The organism is Paenirhizobium selenitireducens ATCC BAA-1503 (assembly GCF_900492185.1).
GTDB classification, from domain to species: domain Bacteria; phylum Pseudomonadota; class Alphaproteobacteria; order Rhizobiales; family Rhizobiaceae; genus Allorhizobium; species Allorhizobium selenitireducens_A.
This window is the reverse complement of record NZ_UEYP01000001.1, coordinates 424,324-446,304: the sequence shown is the minus strand read 5'-3', so window position 1 is coordinate 446,304 and position 21,981 is coordinate 424,324. Positions and strand designations below refer to the sequence as shown.

Below are 21,981 nucleotides of genomic sequence, written 5' to 3'. Positions count from 1 at the left end.
CTTTCAATCGGAGAATTGTGCCGATTGTCCGCAATTCCGGGCGATCCGGCCCTAGAACCAGAACACGCCGTCTTCCAGCGCCTCGAACAGGCTGTCGACCGTGAGCGCCAGCTTGCGGTCGACGACGTGGAGATATTCCTTCCAGTCGTCGACATGCTTGAGTTCCTGCTTGCCGTCGGAAATGCCGCGCAGTCCGATCAGCGGCAGGTTGAAGGCATGGCAGGTCCTCAGGACCGCGAAAGTCTCCATGTCGACCATGTCCGCGTCGATCGCGTCATAGGCGGTGCCCGAGACGATATTGGCGCCGGTGGACAGGCTGGCGGTCGGCACGCCGGGAATGCGCAGCGGCAGTTCGACAGCGGCCGGCAGGTCGAGGAACGGCGTGCGACCCTTTTCAAAACCGAGCGGCGAGGCGTCCATGTCGCGATAGGAGACCGAGGAGGCCTGGTAGATTTCCGTCTGCTCCAGCCTGGCCGAGCCGGCTGAGCCGAGCGAGACGACGAGATCGGGCCGCTGGTTCTCCGCCTCGAGCCCGGAGAGCGCCCGCGTCAGCGCGATGGCGGCCTCGACCGGGCCGACGCCCGTCATCAAAGGTTCGATCCGCGAGCGCAGGAACGAGCCGTATTCGGCCTCCACCGCCATGACGAACAGGATCGACCTGCCCGAAACCGACTTGAGCTCGAACGTCATCCGGAAATCTCCTTGCGGCCGCGAACGACCATCATCGTGCTGGTCATCGAGGCAATGAGCTTGGCGGGGCCGTCGTTCAGGGCGTAGCCGCGTCCGTCGGCGACGATGATGGTGGAGCCGGGTTTGGTGATCTCGCCGCGAAACAGGAAGCGCTCGCCCTTGCCGGGCGACATCAGGTTGACCTTGAACTCGATCGTCAGAAGCGAGACGTCCGGCTCGATCATCGTATAGGCGCTGTAGGTGCAGGCGGTATCGAGGGCCGCGGATATCACGCCGGCATGCAGGATGCCGTGCTGCTGGGTCAGCTTCTCGTCGAAGGGCATCTCGATTTCGACGACGCCCTGGCTGACGCTGGTGAGTTCCGCGCCGAGCGTGTGCATGGCGCCCTGCCGGGCGAAGCTCCTGCGGATCCGCTCGCCGACCGCGTCGCTATCGATTTCATTCATGGATGTGCCTCTTTTCGCAGGCGCGAAATTGGCATGCCGGATGAGCTTCGGCAAGCGGCCGAAAGGCGGATTCGGCCGCATCTCGTCCTAGTTCATCAGGAATAGCGAGGCGTTGAGCAGTGTGGCGAAGCCCAGCCAGGCGAGATAGGGGAAAAACAGCAGTCGCGCCACGCGATCGATTGGTCCCGCCTGCCAGATGAAGCCGATGATGGTAACGAGGAGGCCGAGGATGACCAGCAGGGCGAGGCCCGGTGCCTCGAGGCCGAAGAAGGCCGGCGACCACATCATGTTGAGCGCGATCTGGGCGAACCAGATCTGCATGGCGGCGGAGGCCGGCGCCTTGAGCCAGACCCTTGCCCCGGCAATGCCGATCAGCACGTAGAGCACCGTCCATACCGGGGCAAAGATCCAGGCCGGCGGATTGAAGAACGGTTTCTCGAGCGACCGATACCATTCGCCCGGCATGTTGGAGAGGCCCGAGAGAATGCCGAGCCCGACAACGGCGGCGATGAAGACGACATAGGTGACTGTTTTACGCATGGTGTGAAGATAGGGCGCGGTGGTTCTTCGCCAAGGTCCCGCCTATGAAAGGCGGACGATATGCTGGTCCCAGGCCAGCGGGCTTTGCATCGCCTGGAAATGCCCGTCGTAGGAGGAGACGGCGAAGCCCGACAAGGCGGGCGCTATGCCGGCGGCATCGGCGACGACGGTTGTCGAAACCACCTTGCCGCTCCGTCCGTCGAGCGTGACGGCCAGCCCGCCCTTCGGCGAGGTTAAGCCGACGAGACCGTCGCGCCGGTTGACGGCGATCGCGCCGACATAGTTGGCGAGGCCTGCGGTAATGTCTTGCGGCAGGGAGACGAAGGCAAGGGCCTCGCCGCGGGCGAAATGGCCAACCAGCGGCGGCGTATCGTTGCGCGGGCCCTCGTACTGGCAGGCGAACCAGACGCGACCATCCTGGTCCAGGTCGAGATGCCGGGTCGACAACTGGCTGAGTTCGCGCGGCATGACGTGCTTCTCGATCAGGGCGCCGGTCGCGGCATCGGCGAGCACCAGCGAGGGTTCCATATGGTCGAGGTTGAGCTTGGTGCGACCGAAATCCGGATGGGTCTTGATCCCGCCATTGGCGATGATCAACAGGCGGCCGTCGTCGCTGACCGTCATGTCGTGGGTGCCGATGCCGTGGGCGGAAAATTCCCCGATCCGGCGGAAGCCGTCCGTCGCATCGTAGACGCCGATCATGCCGCGATTGGCGTCGAAATCGTTCTCGCTGGCATAAAGCAGGCGGCCATCCGGCGAGAAGTAGCCGTGGCCGAAGAAGTGGCGGTTGTCGGGCGCGGCGATGACGATCGGTTCGGCGCGCTTGCGGGCGTCGAAGATGACCGCAAAGGTGCCGGGACGCCGGGCGAACGCGACCGAAAGCCCGGTCGCCGGACTGTGGCCCAGGCCGTGGACCCGGTCGGGCAGGGCGATCCGATCGATGAAGGTCCCGTCCTCGGCGACCAGGCCGATGCCGAATTGGCCGTTCGGCGATCGGAACCCGGAGGCGTAGACGGCATCGCTGCGCTCGAGGGCGAACAGCGCGCGCGGCGAAAGCGTGGCGAGGAAGGCGGCGCCTGCCGCTTTCACGAAGGATCGCCGGTCGATCAGCCCCGGTTTCCGCATCCTAGTCGCCGTCGGAGAAGGAGAAGCCAGCCGTCAGACCGATCGCGCCGCCATAATCGTTGCCCAGACGCAGGATCAGGTCCTTGCTGTTGAGCAGCAGGAAGTCGAGCTTGGTGCGCTCGATCGGATCGGCGACGGCCGCCTCGATATCCGGATCGATGTCGTTGGCCACCCTGACGAGAGACCTGGCGACGAAGTCGATCGAGGAGACGATCGATCGCGAATCCTCGTCGAGGAGGTCGGCCATGCCCGATTCCCGCATCAGCGCGCGGAGGGCTTCGATATTGGCCTCCACCGAGTGCCAGGTGTTGCGGCTGCGCCAGTAGATCGCTTGCCGTGGGAAGGTGTTGTTGTCCGCGCCCTTGTAGAAGGTCTCGATCCGCTGGTCGCGGATCGCCTCGGCGCCGTGGACCAGAATGCCGAGCAGGGCGGTGATCGCCTCGCGGCCGTCACGGAAGACCGGATTGTCCGGTCCGGGGTGTTTCCAGGCGTCCTTTATCCCGCCATCCTTGTCCCATTCGTCGGCGAGTTCGTTGCCGAGCCGCAGCAGATTGCCGGCGATGGCGGCACCGTAGCGGCAGCGAAAGTTCTGCTGATCCTTCAGCAGTACCTCGGATCCGGTGCCGAAGAGGACGAATTCGAGCGCGCCGAGCCCCTGCATGGCGACGCTCTTGTCCTTCAGTGTCTCGACCGATGTCGCACTCTCGTCCGGCCTGGCCAGGATGGCCTGGACCTGTTTCAGCCCGGTGCTCTTGCGATCGGGATAGAAGAGGATGCGCTCGAAGCGGTTGGCCTCGATCACCGGCCCGACGCGGACGATCTCGACCGTGCTCCAGGCGGCGACCGTCTTGTCGAATGCGACACGGGCCTTGTCGAGGGCTTCGGCGGAGGGCCCGGCACAGAGCGCGTGCATGTCGGTCTCAAGGGTGGCCGACTGGTCGCGGAATCGATGGTAGCCGGGGCGAATGAAGTTTTCGACGGCCTTTTCCATGACCGCCGGGATAGCCTCGCTCTTCAGGGTCGCCGGGGTCGCCCCGGCCTCCTGCGCAGTTGCTGTCGTCGAAAGGCCAAGGGCAATGAAGAGGCTGAGAACGAGAGGTTTCATAGCGACTCCAGGAAGGCGATCAGCGCCTTGCGATTATCGGGCGGCAGGGCTGCAAAGCTGTCGCGGGACGCCTGCGCCTCGCCGCCGTGCCAGAGGATCGCCTCTGTGAGGTTGCGGGCGCGTCCGTCATGCAGGAAGAAGGTGTGGCCGTTCACCACTTCGGTCAAGCCGATTCCCCAGAGCGGCGCCGTGCGCCATTCCTGTCCGCCGGCATCGCCGACCTGCTGCCCATCGGCGAGACCCTCGCCCATGTCATGCAGCAGAAAGTCGGAATGGGGCCAGATCAGCTGGAACCGATGCGCCTTGTTTTCCGCCTTGCGGCTGGTCACGTATTTCGGCGTGTGGCAGGCGACGCAGCCCGACGCGTAGAAGATCGACTTTCCCTTGAGTACGGTCGGATCGTCGATGTTGCGCCGGGCCGGCAGCGCCAGGTTTTCCGAATAGAAGGTGACGAGGTCGAGGACCGGGTCGGGGGCTTCGGTGTCGCCCAGCCGGACCTGCACGCCGGTCGGCATCGACAGGCACTTTTCCTGTGCTTGCGTGCAGTCGCCAAAGGGATGGGGCGCGTCCGGCGTCGAAATGCCGAGATCGCCCTTGAAGGCGCTGGAACTCTGGTCGCGCACGGAGGCGTTTTGTGCCTTCCAGCCGAAGCGGCCCAGTTTCAACTCGCCGGTGCGGTGATCGCGGGCCCGCGCCGCGCGGCCGGAAATGCCATCGCCATCACGATCCTGCGGATCGGCCCGGGCAAGGATGTCGGCATCAGTGATCGCCTGGATCAGCCCCATGCCGACCATCGGATTGGCGATGCGCGGCGACAGAGTCGTCTCCGGGGCGAGCGGACCGTAGGCGAGATCGGTAATCGCATAGGTCGGCTTGCGCAGCGATACTGTCTCGCCGCCGGCAAGCGTCACGGTTTCCTCGGTATAGGTGATCTTCATCCGGCCTTCGGCGGCAATGCCCGGAACGGCCAGATCCTGCAATTGGCCGCCATAGGTGGGATCGGGGAAATTGACGGCCGCAAGCTCGGCCACCGCCTGGCGTTCCTCGTCGGTGCGCGCCGGGCGGGCGAGCCTGAGGAACATCGAAGTGGCATCGGCTGCCCCCTCCGGCGGATGGCCGCGTCCGTCCTTCAGGTGACAGCTCTGGCAGGCGCGGGCGTTGAACAGCGGCCCGAGACCGTCGGAGGCCTGGGTCGAGGAGGGCGAGGACACCCAGAACTTGCGAAACAGCGCATTGCCGAGCTTGAACTCCTCCTCCTCGGAGAAGGTAATGTTGGCGGAAAAATGCGAAAAAGCATCGCCGTTGACCGGGTGGGTCGACGTAGCCGCCCCGCCCTGCATCAGTTCGAACGGTTCCGGCTTTGAAAAGTCGGTCGTCGGGCTCGTGACCTTTTCGACGCGCTTCAGGTCCTTCGGCGTCAGATCCGTCCGCCGCACCGGATCATCGGCCAGAGCGGTGCCGAGCACGGCAAAGGACAGGGCGGTTGCGAGCAGCAGATGCCGGGTGATGTGGGCGGTGATGCGGGACATGTTAATGGAATTCGGGCCACCGGAGAGGTCCGATGGCCCGCCTTTGTCTTATTGGAACACGGCGTTAGGATTATCCAGGCTATCGGAACCTTCAAGCTCGATCGTGCCCAGATCCAGCGACGCAATGACGCGCTCGATGGTCTTGGTCTGGTCGATCAGCCCGTCGATGGCGGCCTGCACGGTAGCATTGCCCTCGGCATTGCCTTCGCCGATCATCTGGTCATAGGCCTCGACCGTCTCGGCGCGCTTGGCCATGGCGTTCATCGCGTCGAGCGTCTTGGTGAGCTTGGCCCTCATCTCGGCGTCGAGCGCCGTATCCTTTGCCGCGACCAGTTCGGAGAGCGACGGGCCGGTCATCTTCGTGCCGTCGGCGCGGGTGTATTCGCCGGTATAGGCGGACGCGATGCCGACGGCGTCGTTGAGGTGCGAGGCATGGGTGTTGTCGGAGAAGCAGTCGTGTTCTTCTTCCGGATCATGCAGCAGCACGCCGAGCTTCATGCGCTCGCCGGCCAGTTCGCCGTAGGACAACGAGCCCATGCCGGTGAGGATGGCGGAGATGCCGGCCTTCGGATCGGCGGTCACGGTCTTCGTCGCTTCGCCGTCCGGCGCCCAGGAGGTGACCATTTCCTGAAGATCGGAAACCAGCAGCGTGGAGGCTGCCTTGAGATAGGCGGCGCGGCGGTCGCAATGGCCGTTGGTGCAATTCTTGGTGTCGAAGTCCGTATAGGCGCGGTTTCCGGCGCCGGGACCCGTGCCGTTGAGGTCCTGGCCCCACAGCAGGAATTCGATGGCGTGATAGCCGGTCGCCACATTGGCTTCGATCTCGCCGGCTTCATGCAGCGTCTCGGAGAGGAATTCCGGCGTCAGATGGGTGGCGTCGACATCCTTGCCGTTGATCTTCAGCTTCGGGTTGGCAATCACATTGGCGACGAACAGCGCGTTCTCATCACTCTCGGTGCCGTAGGAGGCGTCGACATAGTCGATCAGGCCCTCGTCGAGCGGCCAGGCATTGACCTTGCCTTCCCAGTCATCGACCACGGCATTGCCGAAGCGATAGACCTCCGACTGCTGGTAGGGCGCGCGGGCCTTGATCCAGGCGGCGCGCGCGGCCTTCAGCGTCTCTTCGCTGGGGGTGGCGATCAGCGCGTCGATGGCGGCGTCGAGCGCCTTGGCGGTGTTGAGCGAGTCCTCGTACTTGGCATGGGCCAGCGCCGCATAGTGGTTGAGGACGGCCGCCGCGTCGGTGGCGGCAGCTGCAGGGCCGGCCATGAAGCTTGCCGAGGCAATCAAGAGCGCGAACGAGGCGCCAAGAATGGATTTGCGGGACATGGTCTCTCCTTCGACGCTTGCGCGCCCTCTGCGTAAAACGAACGACTTTGTCTTGGCGGAAAATGAAACTGGTGTCAAATAGTCGAGAATAGAAAAGCGCCCACCGCTTGCGGTTCGTCAAGTCCGACGGGGCGGATGCGCCTCATGCCTTGCGGCGCATCCGGCAGAAGAAAAAGCCGTCGGTATCGGTCGAGGCGGGGCTCAGGGTGACGCTGAGGCCGTTCTGCGAGCGTGGGCGCGGTGCATCCTTGCCGAACAGACGATCCCAGCCGTCGAGCGTCGGCGCGATCTCGAACGCGGGATTGGCGGCGCAAAAGGCGGTCGCCTGCGCGTCGTTTTCCTCCGGCAGGACCGAACAGGTGACGTAGAGCAGTTCCCCGCCGGGGCGCACATAGGCGGCCGCTTCGCTGAGCGCTTCCTGCTGCTGGGCGACGCGTTCCTGCAGATTGCGGAGCGTCAGCCGCCACTTCGTGTCGGGTCGCCGGCGCCACGTGCCGGTACCGGTGCAAGGGGCATCGACCAGCACGCGGTCGACATGGCCTTTCAGGCTTTCGATGCCGCGCAAGCTGTCGTGCACCTGGACGTTGCGGGTGCCGGCGCGCTTCAGCCGCTCGATGATCGGCGCCAGACGTTTGCGGTCGGCGTCATAGGCGTGGACCTGGCCCTTGTTGTTCATCACCGCGGCGATGGCGAGCGTCTTGCCGCCGCCGCCGGCACAGAAATCGAGAACCTGATCGCCTTCCTTGGCGTCGACCAGATCGGAGACGATCTGCGATCCCTCGTCCTGCACCTCGAACCAGCCCTTCTGAAAGCTGAGTTCGGCGGTGACGTTGGGCAGGCGCGAGGCACCTTCGCCTGCGGGGATACGAATGCCGAAGCGGGCGATGCTGGCGGCCTTCGCATTGGTGCGGTCGAGCGCCTTCAGAACCTTGTCGCGATTGGCCTTGATGGTGTTGACGCGCAGGTCGAGCGTCGGGCGTTCGGCGAGCGCCTTGGCTTCGCAAAGCCAGTCTTCGCCGAAGGCGGCTTCGAAGGACGGCTGGATCCATTCCGGGATGTCGCCCTGCACATGCAGCGGCGCATCGGCGAGGTCGCGGGACGAAAAGGCCGCGAGTTGCTCCGCCGTCAGGGGCTTCGGGGCAAAATTGTCGCCGTCGAATTCGGTTGCCAGTGCTTCGGGGACAAGGCCCCACTGGCGCAGCAGCACGGCCCAGCCGAGCGCTGCGGCGCTGTCGTCGTCCATCAGCCAGGCATGCGAGAGCTTCATTCTCAATGCATCATAGACGATGTTGCCGATCGCGGCGCGGTCGCCGGATCCGGCGAAGCGGTGCGCGAGGCCCCAGTCCTTCAGCGCGTCCGCCACCGGGCGGCGACGCGTTTCGATGTCATCCAGCACTTCGATCGCACCAGCGAGGCGGCCGCCCAGACGCATGTTCCATTCTCCTGAATTCGAAGAGAGCGTGGTAACTGCGAACCGTTTGAAGAGCAAGCGCCTAACCGGTCGGCGTCGTGTCCAGTCGCGGGTCGGCGATCAGCCGATGATCTCGTAGCAGACCTTGCCGTGGCCGGAGCGGATCATGCCGATGTTCTGCGCGGCGGCCTTGGAAAGGTCGAGCACCCGTCCGCGAATGAACGGGCCGCGATCATTGATGCGCACCACGACGCTCTTGCCATTCTTCGCATTGGTGACCTTCAGCTTGGTGCCGAAGCGCAGCGACTTGTGGGCGGCGGTGAGAAGCGACGGGTTCATGCGTTCACCGGAAGCTGTCTTGGAGTGCAACGCATACCAGGATGCGCCGCCGCAGGAAGAGGCCGCATGGGCCGAGAGCGGCAGGAAAGCAGCGAGGGCTACTATTGTTGCGACAGTGAAGGTTGAGCGCCGGATATTCGTCAATTTGCATTTCCCTAGTCGTTGACACGAGCCAAATTTTGCGTGGCATCGCCAAAACGAGGGGAAAAATGGCAAAAACGTGCCTTTGCCACATCACGGAATGTTTCAAGGTGTAACATTCGTGATTCCAGAAAACGAATCGCTATGGTTGCGATTTGATCGCGTTCAGCAAAAGCAGTTTAATTTCAGGGAAAAAGCGGAAATCCATTCCGGGCAATTCCCAAAATGGTGCGATCACGAAAAAAATCACGCAAAAATAATCCGAACCGCCACATTTCATGCCTGAAATGTGGAGATTCGGGGGCAGACGGCGGTGGATCACTCGTCCGGAGGTCTTGTTGTGCTGTTAAAACGCCCGGTGGCCCGCTTTGTTCCAGGTACCGTTCGACCAGAGATCCTGAAGCGACTGACGGTAGTCCGGATGAGAGAAGGCAAAGCCGAGCGCCTTCAGCCGGCGATTGGAGACCCGCTTGTTCTCGCCATAGAACGACCGCGCCATCGGCGTGAGTTCGGCCGTCTCGAAGGGCTGCTCCGGTGGTGGTGCGATCCCCATCAATCGCGCTGCCTCCGCGACCACGTCCTGCGGCGGGCAGGGCTCGTCGTCGGTCACGTTATATATGCCCGGCTGGAGCCTTTCGCCGAGGAAGGCGGCCGCACCAGCGATGTCCTCGACGCGTATCCGGTTGAACACCTGGTCCTTCTTGACGAGGCGCCGCGCCGTGCCGTTGGAAAGGTTGACGAAGGCGTTGCGTCCCGGACCGTAAATACCCGAAAGGCGCAGGATGGCGAGCGGCACGCCGGTGCGTTCGGCAAGCGCCTGCCAGGCCATTTCGGCCTCGACGCGCTCGACCGAGCGCTGCGAGACGGGATTGAGCACCGAGTCCTCATCCACCCAGGCGCCGCCATGATCGCCATAGACGCCGACGGTGGAGAGATAGGCGATCCATTCGAGCTTCGGCATCAGCGCCTTGAGTTCGTTCTCGCCGAAAAGGCGGATCAGCGGGTCGCCGTCGCGGCCCGGCGCGATCGACTGGACGAGATGGGTGACCGTGGCCAGTTCGGCTTTGATCGTCGGCGAGATTTCGTTACCGTCGAACAGCAAGGGCGCGATCCCGCATTCACGCAAGGCGGATTGCTTTTCGCTGCTGCGTGTCGTGCCGGAGACCTGATGTCCGGCGGAAGACAGAAGCCGGCCGATGGACTTGCCGGAATAGCCGGCGCCGAAAATCATCACATGCATCACTTTACTCCGCCATCGTCCATTCCCGTCTTACCTCGGCTTCGGTCTCGGCCGGAAGGTGCGCCTGGCGCATTTTCGCGAAATCCGCCTGCGGCAGCAGCCGCGAAAGCGCCCACACCGCCATGCCGCGAACTTCCGGCGCCGCGTCGCCGATGAGTGTCCGGCAGGCGGGGACCAGATCGCCGCTGCCCGAATTGCCGGCGGCGATCAGGCAATTGCGCACGAAGCGGTTGCGTCCGATGCGTTTGACCGGCGAGCCGCTGAAGAAGGTGCGGAAGGTCGGGTCGTCGAGCGAAAGCAGGAAGGAAAGGTCGGGCTCCAACAGGTCGGCGCGTGCCTGAAGCTTCATCTCGCGCGCTTCGCTGGCAAACTTGTTCCACGGACAGGCCGACAGGCAGTCGTCACAACCATAGATGCGGTTGCCGAAGGCGGCACGCAGATCCGGATCGATGCTGCCCTTGTGCTCGATGGTCAGATAGGAGATGCAGCGCCGCGCATCGATCTTGTAAGGCGCGGGGAAGGCATGGGTCGGACAGGCGTCGAGGCAGGCGCGGCAGGAGCCGCAATGATCCACCTCCGGCTCATCCAACAACAGGTCGGCCGTGGTGAACAGGCTGCCGAGATACAGCCAGGAGCCAAAGTCGCGGCTGACCAGGTTGGTGTGCTTGCCCTGCCAGCCGAGGCCGGCCGCTGCGGCCAGCGGCTTCTCCATCACCGGGGCGGTGTCGACGAAGACCTTGACGTCTGCGCCGGCGCGCGCGGCAAAGCGGGTGGCGATTTCCTTCAGCCGGCCTTTCATCACATCGTGATAGTCGCGATTGCGGGCATAGACCGAGACCGCTCCCTTCTCAGGCCGCGACTGGAGATAACGTGGGTCGAGATCGGGGCCGTAATTCATGCCGAACATGACGATCGAGCGCACGTCCGGCCAAAGCACGCGGGGATCGCCCCGACGCTCGCGCGTCTCCGGCATCCAGTCCATCGTCCCGTGATAGCCGGCCTCGATATAGGCGGAGAGGCGCTCCGGCGCCTCGGGAATGGCGTCAGGCGTGGTGATGCGACAGAGGTCGAACCCCTGCGCCTCGGCCTCCTTCTTGATGAAGGCGGTCAGCGACGCGCGTTTCTTGTCGGGGGCGGATATGGCCTGCTCTTGCGGCATGGCCCGGCTTCCTTAGAAATCCAGGTCCGCATAGTGCGAAACAGGGGTCAGGCCACGCAGGCGCTCGGCCAGCAGCGGACGGAAGGATGGTCGCGACTTGATCCGTTGATACCATTCCTTGGCGACCGGATATTCCGCCCAGTCGATTTCCCCGAGATAGTCGAGCACGGAGATCGCTGCGGCCGCGGCGAGGTCGGCATAGCTCAGCCGGTCGCCGGCAAGCCAGGGACGCGAGCCGGAAAGCCAGCTCAAGTATTTCATGTGCTGGCGGATATTGCCGCGAGCCGTGCGCAAGACCTTGGAATCGGGCGCGCCGCCGCCGAGCCCGTTGGGGATCAGCAGCTTGTGGACGCGTTCGCGCACCAGTGGCCTGGTGACGTCCTGCTCCATCTTCTGCAGGAACCATTCCGTTAGTCGACGAATCTCGGCGCGCTGGAACGGATCTTCGGCCAAGAGCCGGCGATCGCGTTTCAGCACGCCGTGGGTCTCGTCGAGAAATTCGGAAATGACCACCGGTCCGCACAGGACCCGCATGTTGTCATCGACATAGACCGGCAGGGTGCCGGCCGGGTTGAGCGACAGGAATTCCCGGCGTTTTTCCCATGTCTGCTCTTCCACGAGATCGACCTGGAAGCCGTATTCGGAGAGCACCAGCCGGACGAACCGGGACGCGGTGGACATGGGGTGATGATACAATGTTGGCATTGTCACTCGAATTCTTCAGGCATTTGAACACCGGCACGGGCGCGCGACTTGCGGCTGGTCATGACCACGGCTTCCAAGCTATAGGAGCTTGGTTGACGCAATACAAGCAAATCGCACGTCCTCCCGCCCTGCTTCTCAAGGACCTTCCATGGAAGATCAATCCATTCTCAGCGCGCTTTTCCTTGGCCTGATCGAGGGCCTGACGGAGTTCATTCCGGTCTCCTCGACCGCCCATGTGCTGCTGGCCGGCCATTTCCTCGGCTTCAAGTCGCCGGAAAACACCTTTGCCGTTCTGATCCAGCTCGGCGCCATCCTGGCGATCCTCAGCGTCTATTTTCGCAAGCTCTTCCTGCTGGCGATCGGCCTGCCGACCGATCCGGGGAGCCGTCGATTCGTCGCGGCAATCCTTCTCGCCTTCCTGCCGGCGGCGGTGATCGGGGCACTGGCCCATGACTTCATCAAGTCGGTGCTGTTCGAAACGCCCATGGTGATCTGCGTCATGCTGATCCTCGGCGGCTTCGTGCTCCTGTGGATCGACCGGCTGAAGCTCACGCCGAAATATACCGAGGTGACGGACTATCCCCTGTCGCTCGCCTTCAAGATCGGCCTTTGCCAGTGCGTCGCTATGATCCCCGGCGTCTCGCGTTCGGGCGCCACCATCGTCGGCGCGCTGCTGCTCGGAACGGACAAGCGCTCGGCGGCGGAATTCTCCTTTTTCCTCGCCATGCCGACGATGGTCGGCGCCTTTGCCCTCGACCTTTACAAGAACCGCGATGCGCTGAGCTTCGACGATGGCGCGATCATCGCCATCGGTTTCGTGGCGGCATTCCTGTCAGCGCTTCTTGTGGTGCGCAGCCTGCTCGACTTCGTGTCGAAGCGCGGCTATGCGCCGTTTGCCTGGTGGCGGATCATTGTCGGAACGCTCGGCCTGATCGGGCTGATGCTGGGTATCGGGGGCGCTTGAGAAAGCGCCGCACAGGACAAGAAAAAGGCCGCCCGGAAGCGGCCTTTTTTCGTCTGATTATACGAAAACTTACTGGGTGACCGAGATCGAGCCGGTGCTGCAGGGATCGACGCCATAGGCGGGTGCGCAATTGCCCTTGCGCGCAGCAACCGTGGACGGCGCCAGGAACGAGCCGGCGATGATGACCAGTGCCGCACACGCGAAAAACAGTGCGATAGACTTACCCATGAAGAGGCCCCTCGATATGATGCTGTGGTCGTCGCCGGCGGTGTCCGCCGCGTCCGAACTGGTGGTTGTTTACGCATTGCCCGCAGGGGCATCAATAGAAGATCTTGCTGAATTCGCGGTTAACGCAAGGATTCCGTCCCTGCGTCATTTGTGCAACGCAGAGACGGCCGATCAGGTTCCACAAGAGGTCAGGCAGCCTTGCCCGAGCCGGTGAACTGGCCGTGCGGGCGGTAGTGAACGAGGTAGGTCGGCAGGATCGATTCGAGCGAAACCGGGCTGATCCCCATGCCTTCGAGCGTGCGGCCTTCCGCCTTGGCAGCCTCGGACACGACATTGTCGGACTTCAAGAGTTTGACCTGGTCGCTGGTCAGCGCCGGCTTGACGAAGGGGATCATCGACGAAAGGCTGCCGATCAAAGAAGCAATGCCGAAGGGCAGCGTCAGGAAGGGACGCTTGCGGCCGATCACCTCGAGCATGGTTTCGAGACATTCGCGGAATGTCTTGACGTCGCGGCCGCCCAGTTCATAGACGGCGCCGGGGGTGAGCTTGCCGTCGACGGAGCGGGCAACGGCCTCGGCCACGTCCTCGACATGAACCGGCTGGAACTTCGTCTTGCCGCCGCCGACGAGCGGCAGGACCGGCATGACCTTCGTCATGGCGGCGAATTTGTTGAAGAAGTCGTCTTCCGGCCCGAACACGATCGAGGGGCGCAGGATCACGGCATCGGGCAGGATCGACCGGACGGCATCTTCGGCACGGCCCTTGGTCGCGGCATAGTCGGAATCCGACTTGGCGTCGGCGCCGATCGCCGAAATGTGGGTAAGCCTGGCGCCGACGGAGCGGGCTGCCTCGGCAACGGCGCGGGCACCGAAATCCTGGACGGCGTCAAAGCTGTTGCGACCGCTCTCGAACAGGATGCCGACGCAGTTGACCACGTGGTCGGCGCCCTGGACCGCCTTGTCGACGGACGCGCGGTAGCGAAGATTGGCCTGGACGAAGGAGATCTGCCCGACATTGCCGAGCGGCTGCAGGAAGAAGGCGAGGTCGGGGCGGCGAACCGCGACACGGATGCGGTAACCGCGCTTGGCCAGGGCCCGAACGACATGCCGCCCGACGAAGCCCGATCCCCCGAACACGGTAACGAGCGGCGGAAGGTTGGACAAGGTCATGGGCTGGCTCCTTGGAATAGGCGTGCGCAGGATGCGCTGGAATTCTCGCTGTCTTTAGCCGAATCGAAAGGCGAGCGGAAGGGCCGTCGACGCGCTCGGCCCTTCGAAAAAGGTCTTGAACTCAGACGCCTTCGACGACGACCATTTCCGCATCGGCCACTTGCTGGCGGATTTTCGCGGCGATCTGGTATTCCGGCGAATTGTAGCAATCCACCGCGGCCTGGTGCGAGGGAAACTCGATGACGACGTTGCGGGCCCGGGCCTTGCCCTCGAGCTCGGTGAACTCGCCGCCGCGCGCAAGGAATTTCGCACCATACTTTTCGAAAGCCGGCTTTGCCGCCGCGACATAACCCTTGTACCCTTCGGCATCGCGAATATCGACTCTTGCGATCCAGTAGCCCTTGGCCATTTTTTCGTCCCATCCCTGTTGGTTATGATGGTTTAATTGAGCAAATCGGCGTCCCGGTCAAGCGCTGCACCGTGTCGCGGTTATACGGGTTTCCGCCTGTCGATGGGGAAGAGCCAATGTCGGAAACACACAGCCCCACGTTCGTCTCTTTGGTCGGAGCGGGGATTGCGCTTTTTCTGCTGGCGGCTGGTGCTGTTGCGCTTTCCGCCGGATCCGCCGAGGCGAAGGCTTGCCCGGCTTCCGTCTACGAGCAGTTGCGCAGCCCGCCCGGTGCCAAGGCCAGCCCCGTCGAAATCTCCTGCGACGTGACGCTCGACCCGAAGGATGTCATTGCCCGGCCGATCGCCTTTTCCGGCGCCAAGGCGTCCGGCACGACATTCGATTGCCGTGGCGGGACGCTCGGAACGCCTGACATGCCGATCAGCCATCGTCGGCCAACGGTCATGATCCGGTCGCTGCAGGCACGAGACGGAAGCTGGAGCGTGCCGAAGGCGATTACGGTGAAGAACTGCACGGTCATCGGCAACATGCGCCTGGCCGGCCTCGGCCTGAACGGGCAGGCAGAACAGGTGCGGCGATCATCGCTGACGTCGGGCCACACCGCGCGCGCGCAGGCGGCCGCGCCGACGGCGATCATTCTCGACAATCTCGATTTCGTCGCCCAGGGAACCTTGCCGCTCTATCTCGGGCCGGGGGTCACCGGGGTGACGGTGAGCGGATCGCGGTTCCGCGGCGAAACGACGGCAACGGCGCTCTATCTCGACGCCGAGAGCGCCGAAAACCGCATCATCGACAACCGCTTTGCCGTGAAGACGACGCGGCGGGAGCAGGTCGCGGTCGATGGCTCTGCCCGCAACCTCATTTCCGGCAATGTCTTCGAGGACGCGATCAATGGCGGCATTTTCCTCTACCGTAACGCCGGCGAGGGCGGGACGATCCGCCATCAGCCCCCGCAATACAATCGCATCGAGGGCAATCGGTTTCACTATGAGGGGATGGTTCGTCCGCGCCCGGCAATCTGGTTGAACCAGCGCAATGGTCGCACCACCCATCGCCTCGGCGCCCCGGACCTGCCTTTGGGCAGCAGCCTCGATCCGCGGGATCTCGCCAAATACAATGTCGTGCGCGGCAATCGCATTTCAGGCGGCTGGAACGGGTTGATCCGCAATACCGACCCGACCAACGAGGTCGTGGGCAATGATTGAATGATCCGGCGCGCTGAGCCGCCGTCCTCTCAGAGAGCGGTCGCCATTTCGGCGAGGATCGCCCGCGCGGCGGCCTTCGGGTCCTCCGCCTTGACGATCGGGCGCGCGACGACGAGATGGCTCGATCCGGCCTTGAGCGCGTCGGCCGGCGTCATCACCCGCTTCTGGTCTCCCTTGTCGGCGCCGGCCGGGCGAATGCCGGGGGTCACCAGCGCCATGTCGGGGCCGATGACCTTGCGCACGGCGCTTGCCTCTTCGGCGGAGCAGACGATACCGCCCATGCCGGCGATGCGGGCCTGCTCCGCGCGCTTCAGCACCAGCGTGTGCGGATCATATTCATAACCGGCATCGACCAGGTCCTGCTCATCCATCGAGGTCAGAACGGTGACACCGAGCAGGCAGAGGCCGGAGCCTTCGGCTGCCTTGACCGCGGCGCGCATGGCCTTCGGATAGGCGTGAAGCGTCAGCATCGACATGCCCATCTTGGCAATGTTCTCGACGCCCGAGGCGACCGTGTTGTCGATGTCGAGCAGTTTCATGTCGAGGAAGATCTTCTTGCCGCTCTCCGCAAGCTCGCGGGCGAACTCAAGCCCGCCGGCAAAGGCGAGCTGGTAGCCGATCTTGTAGAATAGGATGTCGTCACCGAGCGTTTCGACGATGGTTTCCGCTTCCCGGACGGTCGGCACATCCAGGCCGACGATGAGGCGTTCGCGTGGCGTCATGGCTCGATCCCCTTCCAGTCTTCGATCGGCGTCCAGTCGCATGCGATGCGACGATCCGCAAGAGAGAAGGCATAAAGATTGCCGCCGCCGGGCAGTTGATCGTGGCTGCGGCTGATCGGAATTTCCAGCAGGTGACACCTGAGCAGGGTGCCGACGCCGCCATGGCCGACAAAGGCGATCGGCGCCGCCGGGTCGTGGTCGCCGAGGATGGCGTCCACGCCGGAGACGATACGGGCCTGGGCGTCCGCCGCCCGCTCCCAGCCGTGATAGCTCTCGTTGGGATGAGCGAAAAACCAGTCGGCGGCCTGCTCGAAGGCGTCGGGCTTCAGGAAGCCGGTCGCGGAGCGATCATTCTCATGCATCGCCTCGACCGTCTCGAAGGAGATGCCGGCGGCCCTGGCGAGGATTTCCGCGGTTTCGATCGCCTTCACCTCGGCGCTGCAGACAATCCGGGTGAGGCGTTTCACCCAGGGACGCGTGGCAGCCCGCGTGGCACGGTCGCGACCGAGATCCGAAAGCCCCCATTGCGGAACGGGGATGGCCGGGTCGATCCTGACCTGCGGATGGGTGATGTAGAGACCGAACATCGGGTGCGCCGCCCGCCGTCAGCAATCAGCCGCGGCGGTAGATCCACAGCTGCGCCGGCGGAATATTGCGGACGATGAAATCGAAGTGCTGGATCTGGTAGCGGTCCGGCTGGGCCAGGATCGGCGAAACCGGGCCATAGGTGATCTGCACCACCGGCCGGCCGGGGGGCAGACGGTCGAGCAGGTCTTCCAGAAGCTTGACCCGGGCCGGCATGGGGAAGCTGAGAAGCGGCACCGCCGAAATGACGCAATCGAACGTCTGATCGGCGAACTTGCCGAGCGTGTTCGGCAGATCGAAAGCGTCGCCATGGATGAAATTGACGCCGGGGAAGTCCTGGGTCAGATGATCGTAGAAATCCTCGGAATACTCGACCGAAACGAGGTTCTCCGGTTTGACGCCGCGTGCCAGGATCGCCTTGGTGATGACCCCGGTGCCCGGGCCGAGCTCGAGAACGGGCAGGCCCGACTGCGGATTGATGACGCTCGCCATCTTGCGGGCGGTGATGGACGAGGTCGGAACGATGGCGCCGACGCTCTTCGGGCCCTGCATCATCCCCTTGAAGAAGCGGATCTCTTCGTCGAACTTCTTTTCGAACCGTTCCTTCAAGCGTCGAACCATGGCCTAACTCCCCACTCAAGACCGTCTAGCGCAACCATATGCGCCAGCAGCATGTTGCGCCGGTTTGTCGCAAAAACAAGGCCAAATGGCGCAATTGGGGAAATATCCCCCGATTGCGTCGCCGAATCACACCCGCATCGGCATCAGGACATAGAGGGCGTCGTCCCCGGCCGTATCGCGCACCAGTGTGGGGGAGCCCGCATCGGCCAGAAGGAAGATCGCGTCGTCGCCGGACAGTTGCGCCGTAATGTCCAGCAGGTACTTGGCATTGAAGCCGATTTCCATCGGGTCGTTGTCATAGCCGACGGCGACCTCTTCGGTCGCGCTGCCGGAATCCGGATTGTTGACGGTGAGCGTCAGATGGCCCTCGTTGAGGGCAAGCTTGACCGCGCGTCCGCGCTCGGAGGAAATGGTCGAGACGCGATCGACCGCCTGGGCAAAGCTCTGGCAATCGACGCGCATTTCCTTGTCGTTCGCCTGCGGAATGACCCGCTGATAATCGGGGAAGGTGCCGTCGATCAGCTTCGAGGTCATGACGATCTCGCCGATGGTCAGGCGGATCTTGGCGTCGGAGACTTCCACGGTGACGATCAGCTCGGGATTGTCGACCAGCTTCTGCAACTCGCCGACCGTCTTGCGCGGGATGATGATGCCGGGCATGCCTTCCGAGCCGGAGGGGGCCTCGACGTCAGCGCGGGCGAGGCGATGGCCGTCGGTGGCGACCGCGCGCAGCTTCAGCGCGCCGGCGCTTTCGATCGTGTGCAGGAAGATGCCGTTCAGATAGTAGCGGGTCTCCTCGGTCGAGATCGCGAACTGGGTGCGATCGATCAGCATCTTGAGAGCCGAGGCCTTCAGCTTGAAGGAATGCGTGAAGTTGCCGGCCGTCAGGTCGGGGAAGTCGGCTTCCGACAGGCACTGCAGCGAGAATTTCGAACGGCCGGAGGCGACTGTCATCGTCGCGCCGTCCGGCGTGGTGGCGAGCAGCACTTCCGCGCCGTCGGGAAGCTTGCGGACGATTTCATAAAGCAGGTGCGCCGGAACGGTCGTCGCGCCGGCCTGTTCGACCATGGCGGGCGTCGCCTCGGTGATCTCGAGGTCGAGGTCGGTCGCCTTCATCGCCAGGCTCGCGCCTTCGGCCCGCAGCAGCACGTTCGACAGGATCGGGATCGTGTTGCGACGTTCGACCACGCGATGCACGTGATTGAGCGACTTGAGAAGGTTGGACCGTTCGAGAGTAATACGCATGGACGCTTCCGCTTTCGACCTGTCGCGATCCGGTGTGCCGGGTCGCATTGTTCCTTGCCGGCCGTCGGTGGCCGGATCGTGTGGGACGGGCAAAATGGCAGGAATTGCGCGCGAAAAGCAAGAGGCAGCTGTGATGTCGCGCACCAATTTGACACCATGCCTAACGGCGCGCGGCCAATGCCGCTCTTGCCCTGCGGCAGGGGCTGGACGATAAGGTGGGACCCAAGGCCAGGCGACAGGACGGACCAAGTGACGGAAGATCCAAGACAAGCGACGGCGCAGCCGCGGACCTATCGCATCAATGATGTGATGATCGCGGCGCGACCGCTGGAGCCGGCGCTCTACCTGGTCGCGACTCCGATCGGAAATCTCGGCGACATCACGCTTCGGGCGCTCGAAACGCTGGCCGGCGCCGATGTGCTGGCCTGCGAGGATACGCGTGTGACCCGCGTGCTGCTGGACCGTTTCGGTATCCAGAACCGCCCCTATTCCTATCACGAATACAATGCCAACGAGGCCGGGCCGAAGCTGATCGCGGCGCTCGAGGCTGGCAGGTCCGTGGCGCTCGTCTCGGATGCAGGCACCCCGCTCGTCTCCGACCCCGGCTATCGTCTCGGCCAGCTGGCGATCGAGGCGGGCCATCGCGTCGTGCCGATCCCCGGCGCCTCGGCGCCGCTCGCGGCCCTTGTCGGCTCCGGCCTGCCCAACGACGCCTTTCTCTTCGCCGGCTTCCTGCCGGTGAAGGACAAGGCGCGCCACGAGCGGCTGGCGCAATTGCGCGATGTTCCGGCCACTCTGATCTTCTTCGAGAGCCCGCACCGCATTGGCGACACGCTCGCCGCCGCCGCGGAAGAACTCGGGGCCGAACGGCAGGCTTCGGTGTGCCGCGAACTGACCAAGACCTTCGAGGAGTTTCGCCGCGGCACGCTGAAGGAGCTCGCCGATCAATATACCGACAAGGCGGTCAAGGGCGAGGTCGTCCTCGTCGTCGGCCCGCCGCTCGCAAGGGCCGCGCCGGAGGCTGGCGAGATAGACCGGGTGCTCATCGAACTGTCGGAGACGCTGCCGACGGCCAAGGCCGCGACGGAGGCAGCCAAGCTGACGGGCCAGCCGCGCAAGGAACTCTACCAGCGGCTGCTCGCGCTGAAGGCTGACGGATGACAAGGCTGGCGGCGCCGGAGACGAGAAAGCGTGCGGAGCGCCGGGGACGCTGGTCGGAATGGACGGCTGCCCTCTTCCTGATGGTGAAAGGCTATCGCATCCTCGCCATGCGCTATCGCGTGCGGGCGGGCGAGGTAGACATCATTGCGCGGCGTGGCGAGCTCGTGGCCTTCGTCGAGGTCAAGGCGCGCCGTGACCTGATGGCCGCGGTCGACGCCGTGACTTTCGCCAGCCAAGACCGGATCCGCGCGGCGGGCGACCATTGGCTCGCCCGCCAGCCCGACGCGGCACGCCTGTCGCTGCGCTATGACATCGTCGCAATCACGCCGTGGAAGTTGCCGCGCCATTATCAAGGCGCGTTCTAGTTTCGCTTTGCTTTCGTATCGGCGAAGACTGTAATCGAAATGACATAAAATGTTTATTTTCGCGTCACAGATCGCGGCTAATGCACTCCTCACCCCAATATTGGCGGAGAGGATTTTTTCCATGTTCAAAAAGCTTTCCATGGCCGCTCTGGCCCTGTCCATGACCGCATCGACGACGCTGGCCGCGACCAACATCACCTGGTGGCACGGCATGGGCGGCCGAAATGGCGAAGTGATCAACGAAGTCGCCCAGAAATTCAACGCCGCCCAGAGCGAATGCGCCCTGACGCCGGTCTCCAAGGGCACCTATGAGGAAGCCCTGTCGGCCGGCATCGCCGCCTTCCGTTCGGGCGAGCAGCCGAACATCCTGCAGGTCTTCGACGCCGGCGCCGCCACCATCATCAACGCCAAGGGCGCTGCGGTCGCCGCCGAAGACCTGATCAAGGATGCCGGCTTCGAATTCAACCGCGATGACTTCATCGAGGGCGTTCGCTATTTCTACGCCGATAGCGAAGGCAAGTTCGTCGGCATGCCGTTCAACTCCTCGGCGCCGATCATGTACGTCAACACCGACGCGCTGAAGAAGGCCGGTGTCGAGGCGCCGAAGACCTGGGAAGAATTCGAAGCCATCGCTCCGAAGCTGAAGGAGGCCGGCTACACCCCGCTCGTCCAGTCGCAGCTCACCTGGCAGTTCACCGAGAACTTCTTCTCGCGCCACAATCTCCAGTTCGCCTCGAACAACAACGGCTATGACAGCGTCGTCGACACGACGATCAACGTCACCGACCCGAACCACGTCATGATGTACGAAAAGCTGAAGGCCTGGTACGACCAGGGCCTGTTCGGCTATTACGGCGCCGGCTGGAGCGACAACCAGAAGCCCTTCGAAGAAGGCAAGGTCGCTCTCTGGATCGGTTCGTCGGGTTCGTTCGGCGGCCTGCAGAAGACCGCGACCATGCCGTTCTCGGCCACCTTCCTGCCCTTCTGGAAGTCGGTTCATCCGGAAGGTGTTCACACCTTCATCGGCGGCGCCGCCCTGTTCGCCATGGCCGGCAAGCCGGAAGCCGAGAACAAGTGCACCGCATCCTTCTTCCACTTCCTGACCTCGCCCGAGATCCAGAAGTTCTACCACCAGGCCACCGGCTACGTCGCCATCACCAAGGCAGCCTATGAGCTGGCCAAGTCGGAAGGTTTCTACAACGAGAAGCCGGCCGCCGAAGTCGGCATCCAGCAGCTGTCCCTGCCGGGCGGCGAATGGGACAAGGGCTATCGCATGGGCTTCTATCCGCAGATCCGCTCGGTGATGGAACGCGAATACAACCGTATCTTCGCCGGCGAAACCACGCCGAAGGAAGCCATGGAAACCATCAAGAAGGAAGCCGACGAACTGCTCGCCCGCTTCGCCAAGACGGCCGGCTGATCGGTCAAAGGGATATCGCCCCTCACCCCACCCTCTCCCCGCAAGCGGGGCGAGGGAGTGCAGATGCCGCGGCTTCGCCCTTCTCCCCGCCTGCGGGGAGAAGGTGCCGGCAGGCGGATGAGGGGCGC

24 protein-coding genes are annotated in these 21,981 nt (G+C 63.8%); 5 read left to right on the top strand and 19 right to left on the bottom strand.

Annotated elements, in window-relative coordinates; translation table 11 throughout:
• Nucleotides 1–51 precede the first annotated feature (51 nt).
• The 12 genes from RHIZ70P_RS02140 to RHIZ70P_RS02085 all read right to left on the bottom strand — a co-directional run bounded on the left by RHIZ70P_RS02140 (nt 52) and on the right by RHIZ70P_RS02085 (nt 11,759).
• The gene (locus tag RHIZ70P_RS02140; protein ID WP_115668722.1) at nt 52–690 is read right to left on the bottom strand and encodes a 5'-methylthioadenosine/S-adenosylhomocysteine nucleosidase; all 639 of its coding nucleotides are present in this window, start codon (nt 688–690) and stop codon (nt 52–54) included.
• Nucleotides 687–1,136, bottom strand: a complete 450-nt coding sequence (locus RHIZ70P_RS02135; protein WP_115669039.1) for a PaaI family thioesterase — start codon at nt 1,134–1,136, stop codon at nt 687–689. Before RHIZ70P_RS02135 ends, RHIZ70P_RS02140 begins: the two co-directional genes overlap by 4 nt.
• Nucleotides 1,137–1,223: 87 nt before the next feature.
• Nucleotides 1,224–1,676 carry a TspO/MBR family protein gene (locus RHIZ70P_RS02130; protein WP_115668721.1) on the bottom strand — a complete coding sequence of 151 codons (453 nt, stop codon included), beginning with the start codon at nt 1,674–1,676 and terminating at the stop codon, nt 1,224–1,226.
• Nucleotides 1,677–1,718: 42 nt separating this feature from the next.
• Entirely contained in the window at nt 1,719–2,801 is a 1,083-nt protein-coding gene (locus tag RHIZ70P_RS02125; protein WP_115668720.1) for a DUF1513 domain-containing protein, read from the bottom strand.
• Nucleotide 2,802: 1 nt separating this feature from the next.
• Nucleotides 2,803–3,906: an imelysin family protein gene (locus tag RHIZ70P_RS02120; RefSeq protein ID WP_115668719.1), complete on the bottom strand. Its 1,104-nt coding sequence runs from the start codon at nt 3,904–3,906 to the stop codon at nt 2,803–2,805.
• Complete coding sequence (locus RHIZ70P_RS02115) at nt 3,903–5,435, bottom strand: di-heme oxidoredictase family protein (protein WP_115668718.1); 1,533 nt, start codon at nt 5,433–5,435, stop codon at nt 3,903–3,905. The genes RHIZ70P_RS02120 and RHIZ70P_RS02115 overlap by 4 nt, the downstream gene beginning before the upstream one ends.
• A gap of 48 nt (nt 5,436–5,483) precedes the next feature.
• Entirely contained in the window at nt 5,484–6,764 is a 1,281-nt protein-coding gene (locus RHIZ70P_RS02110) for an imelysin family protein (protein WP_115668717.1), read from the bottom strand.
• Nucleotides 6,765–6,906: 142 nt separating this feature from the next.
• Nucleotides 6,907–8,196, bottom strand: a complete 1,290-nt coding sequence (locus tag RHIZ70P_RS02105) for an RsmB/NOP family class I SAM-dependent RNA methyltransferase (RefSeq protein WP_115668716.1) — start codon at nt 8,194–8,196, stop codon at nt 6,907–6,909.
• A 99-nt stretch (nt 8,197–8,295) separates the two neighbouring features.
• A complete protein-coding gene (locus tag RHIZ70P_RS02100; RefSeq protein ID WP_115668715.1) occupies nt 8,296–8,658 on the bottom strand; it encodes a septal ring lytic transglycosylase RlpA family protein in 363 nt (120 codons plus the stop codon).
• 343 nt (nt 8,659–9,001) lie between these two features.
• Nucleotides 9,002–9,895 (bottom strand): SDR family oxidoreductase, encoded by an 894-nt coding sequence (locus RHIZ70P_RS02095; protein WP_115668714.1) that lies wholly within the window; start codon nt 9,893–9,895, stop codon nt 9,002–9,004.
• Nucleotides 9,896–9,899: 4 nt separating this feature from the next.
• Nucleotides 9,900–11,054, bottom strand: a complete 1,155-nt coding sequence (queG, locus tag RHIZ70P_RS02090; protein WP_115668713.1) for a tRNA epoxyqueuosine(34) reductase QueG — start codon at nt 11,052–11,054, stop codon at nt 9,900–9,902.
• A 12-nt stretch (nt 11,055–11,066) separates the two neighbouring features.
• Entirely contained in the window at nt 11,067–11,759 is a 693-nt protein-coding gene (locus RHIZ70P_RS02085) for a glutathione S-transferase family protein (RefSeq protein ID WP_115668712.1), read from the bottom strand.
• Between the two features lie 148 nt (nt 11,760–11,907).
• On the opposite strand from RHIZ70P_RS02085, the gene RHIZ70P_RS02080 reads away from it, so the two are divergent.
• A complete protein-coding gene (locus RHIZ70P_RS02080; protein ID WP_115668711.1) occupies nt 11,908–12,723 on the top strand; it encodes an undecaprenyl-diphosphate phosphatase in 816 nt (271 codons plus the stop codon).
• Between the two features lie 69 nt (nt 12,724–12,792).
• Here the strand turns inward: RHIZ70P_RS02080 and RHIZ70P_RS22895 are convergent, their stop codons facing one another.
• The 3 genes from RHIZ70P_RS22895 to RHIZ70P_RS02070 all read right to left on the bottom strand — a co-directional run bounded on the left by RHIZ70P_RS22895 (nt 12,793) and on the right by RHIZ70P_RS02070 (nt 14,529).
• Nucleotides 12,793–12,951 (bottom strand): hypothetical protein, encoded by a 159-nt coding sequence (locus tag RHIZ70P_RS22895; protein ID WP_028738715.1) that lies wholly within the window; start codon nt 12,949–12,951, stop codon nt 12,793–12,795.
• Between the two features lie 188 nt (nt 12,952–13,139).
• Entirely contained in the window at nt 13,140–14,120 is a 981-nt protein-coding gene (locus RHIZ70P_RS02075; protein WP_115668710.1) for a complex I NDUFA9 subunit family protein, read from the bottom strand.
• A 121-nt stretch (nt 14,121–14,241) separates the two neighbouring features.
• The gene (locus RHIZ70P_RS02070) at nt 14,242–14,529 is read right to left on the bottom strand and encodes a DUF1330 domain-containing protein (protein ID WP_115668709.1); all 288 of its coding nucleotides are present in this window, start codon (nt 14,527–14,529) and stop codon (nt 14,242–14,244) included.
• 116 nt (nt 14,530–14,645) lie between these two features.
• Here RHIZ70P_RS02070 and RHIZ70P_RS02065 point away from each other — a divergent pair, with 116 nt between their 5' ends.
• Nucleotides 14,646–15,734, top strand: a complete 1,089-nt coding sequence (locus RHIZ70P_RS02065; RefSeq protein ID WP_115668708.1) for a right-handed parallel beta-helix repeat-containing protein — start codon at nt 14,646–14,648, stop codon at nt 15,732–15,734.
• Nucleotides 15,735–15,763: 29 nt separating this feature from the next.
• Here RHIZ70P_RS02065 and pyrF read toward each other — a convergent pair whose 3' ends face one another.
• The 4 genes from pyrF to dnaN all read right to left on the bottom strand — a co-directional run bounded on the left by pyrF (nt 15,764) and on the right by dnaN (nt 18,955).
• Entirely contained in the window at nt 15,764–16,456 is a 693-nt protein-coding gene (pyrF, locus tag RHIZ70P_RS02060; RefSeq protein ID WP_115668707.1) for an orotidine-5'-phosphate decarboxylase, read from the bottom strand.
• Nucleotides 16,453–17,043, bottom strand: a complete 591-nt coding sequence (locus RHIZ70P_RS02055; RefSeq protein WP_115668706.1) for a histidine phosphatase family protein — start codon at nt 17,041–17,043, stop codon at nt 16,453–16,455. The genes pyrF and RHIZ70P_RS02055 overlap by 4 nt, the downstream gene beginning before the upstream one ends.
• A gap of 25 nt (nt 17,044–17,068) precedes the next feature.
• Entirely contained in the window at nt 17,069–17,662 is a 594-nt protein-coding gene (gene pmtA, locus RHIZ70P_RS02050) for a phospholipid N-methyltransferase PmtA (protein ID WP_115668705.1), read from the bottom strand.
• A 126-nt stretch (nt 17,663–17,788) separates the two neighbouring features.
• A complete protein-coding gene (gene dnaN, locus RHIZ70P_RS02045) occupies nt 17,789–18,955 on the bottom strand; it encodes a DNA polymerase III subunit beta (RefSeq protein ID WP_419178256.1) in 1,167 nt (388 codons plus the stop codon).
• Nucleotides 18,956–19,216: 261 nt separating this feature from the next.
• On the opposite strand from dnaN, the gene rsmI reads away from it, so the two are divergent.
• From rsmI to RHIZ70P_RS02030, 3 genes are all read left to right on the top strand, one after another.
• Nucleotides 19,217–20,068 carry a 16S rRNA (cytidine(1402)-2'-O)-methyltransferase gene (rsmI, locus tag RHIZ70P_RS02040; protein ID WP_235842132.1) on the top strand — a complete coding sequence of 284 codons (852 nt, stop codon included), beginning with the start codon at nt 19,217–19,219 and terminating at the stop codon, nt 20,066–20,068.
• Nucleotides 20,065–20,433 (top strand): YraN family protein, encoded by a 369-nt coding sequence (locus RHIZ70P_RS02035; protein ID WP_115668702.1) that lies wholly within the window; start codon nt 20,065–20,067, stop codon nt 20,431–20,433. Before rsmI ends, RHIZ70P_RS02035 begins: the two co-directional genes overlap by 4 nt.
• A 121-nt stretch (nt 20,434–20,554) precedes the next feature.
• The gene (locus RHIZ70P_RS02030) at nt 20,555–21,853 is read left to right on the top strand and encodes an extracellular solute-binding protein (RefSeq protein ID WP_115668701.1); all 1,299 of its coding nucleotides are present in this window, start codon (nt 20,555–20,557) and stop codon (nt 21,851–21,853) included.
• Nucleotides 21,854–21,981 lie beyond the last annotated feature (128 nt).

What these genes read in the sequence shown, in the direction of transcription:
- RHIZ70P_RS02140 (WP_115668722.1), bottom strand. Translation starts at nt 690, where the DNA reads ATGACGTTCGAGCTCAAGTCGGTTTCGGGCAGGTCGATCCTGTTCGTC.
- RHIZ70P_RS02135 (WP_115669039.1), bottom strand. Translation starts at nt 1,136, where the DNA reads ATGAATGAAATCGATAGCGACGCGGTCGGCGAGCGGATCCGCAGGAGC.
- RHIZ70P_RS02130 (WP_115668721.1), bottom strand. Translation starts at nt 1,676, where the DNA reads ATGCGTAAAACAGTCACCTATGTCGTCTTCATCGCCGCCGTTGTCGGG.
- RHIZ70P_RS02125 (WP_115668720.1), bottom strand. Translation starts at nt 2,801, where the DNA reads ATGCGGAAACCGGGGCTGATCGACCGGCGATCCTTCGTGAAAGCGGCA.
- RHIZ70P_RS02120 (WP_115668719.1), bottom strand. Translation starts at nt 3,906, where the DNA reads ATGAAACCTCTCGTTCTCAGCCTCTTCATTGCCCTTGGCCTTTCGACG.
- RHIZ70P_RS02115 (WP_115668718.1), bottom strand. Translation starts at nt 5,435, where the DNA reads ATGTCCCGCATCACCGCCCACATCACCCGGCATCTGCTGCTCGCAACC.
- RHIZ70P_RS02110 (WP_115668717.1), bottom strand. Translation starts at nt 6,764, where the DNA reads ATGTCCCGCAAATCCATTCTTGGCGCCTCGTTCGCGCTCTTGATTGCC.
- RHIZ70P_RS02105 (WP_115668716.1), bottom strand. Translation starts at nt 8,196, where the DNA reads ATGCGTCTGGGCGGCCGCCTCGCTGGTGCGATCGAAGTGCTGGATGAC.
- RHIZ70P_RS02095 (WP_115668714.1), bottom strand. Translation starts at nt 9,895, where the DNA reads ATGCATGTGATGATTTTCGGCGCCGGCTATTCCGGCAAGTCCATCGGC.
- queG (WP_115668713.1), bottom strand. Translation starts at nt 11,054, where the DNA reads ATGCCGCAAGAGCAGGCCATATCCGCCCCCGACAAGAAACGCGCGTCG.
- RHIZ70P_RS02085 (WP_115668712.1), bottom strand. Translation starts at nt 11,759, where the DNA reads ATGCCAACATTGTATCATCACCCCATGTCCACCGCGTCCCGGTTCGTC.
- RHIZ70P_RS02080 (WP_115668711.1), top strand. Translation starts at nt 11,908, where the DNA reads ATGGAAGATCAATCCATTCTCAGCGCGCTTTTCCTTGGCCTGATCGAG.
- RHIZ70P_RS22895 (WP_028738715.1), bottom strand. Translation starts at nt 12,951, where the DNA reads ATGGGTAAGTCTATCGCACTGTTTTTCGCGTGTGCGGCACTGGTCATC.
- RHIZ70P_RS02075 (WP_115668710.1), bottom strand. Translation starts at nt 14,120, where the DNA reads ATGACCTTGTCCAACCTTCCGCCGCTCGTTACCGTGTTCGGGGGATCG.
- RHIZ70P_RS02070 (WP_115668709.1), bottom strand. Translation starts at nt 14,529, where the DNA reads ATGGCCAAGGGCTACTGGATCGCAAGAGTCGATATTCGCGATGCCGAA.
- RHIZ70P_RS02065 (WP_115668708.1), top strand. Translation starts at nt 14,646, where the DNA reads ATGTCGGAAACACACAGCCCCACGTTCGTCTCTTTGGTCGGAGCGGGG.
- pyrF (WP_115668707.1), bottom strand. Translation starts at nt 16,456, where the DNA reads ATGACGCCACGCGAACGCCTCATCGTCGGCCTGGATGTGCCGACCGTC.
- RHIZ70P_RS02055 (WP_115668706.1), bottom strand. Translation starts at nt 17,043, where the DNA reads ATGTTCGGTCTCTACATCACCCATCCGCAGGTCAGGATCGACCCGGCC.
- pmtA (WP_115668705.1), bottom strand. Translation starts at nt 17,662, where the DNA reads ATGGTTCGACGCTTGAAGGAACGGTTCGAAAAGAAGTTCGACGAAGAG.
- dnaN (WP_419178256.1), bottom strand. Translation starts at nt 18,955, where the DNA reads ATGCGACCCGGCACACCGGATCGCGACAGGTCGAAAGCGGAAGCGTCC.
- rsmI (WP_235842132.1), top strand. Translation starts at nt 19,217, where the DNA reads ATGATCGCGGCGCGACCGCTGGAGCCGGCGCTCTACCTGGTCGCGACT.
- RHIZ70P_RS02035 (WP_115668702.1), top strand. Translation starts at nt 20,065, where the DNA reads ATGACAAGGCTGGCGGCGCCGGAGACGAGAAAGCGTGCGGAGCGCCGG.
- RHIZ70P_RS02030 (WP_115668701.1), top strand. Translation starts at nt 20,555, where the DNA reads ATGTTCAAAAAGCTTTCCATGGCCGCTCTGGCCCTGTCCATGACCGCA.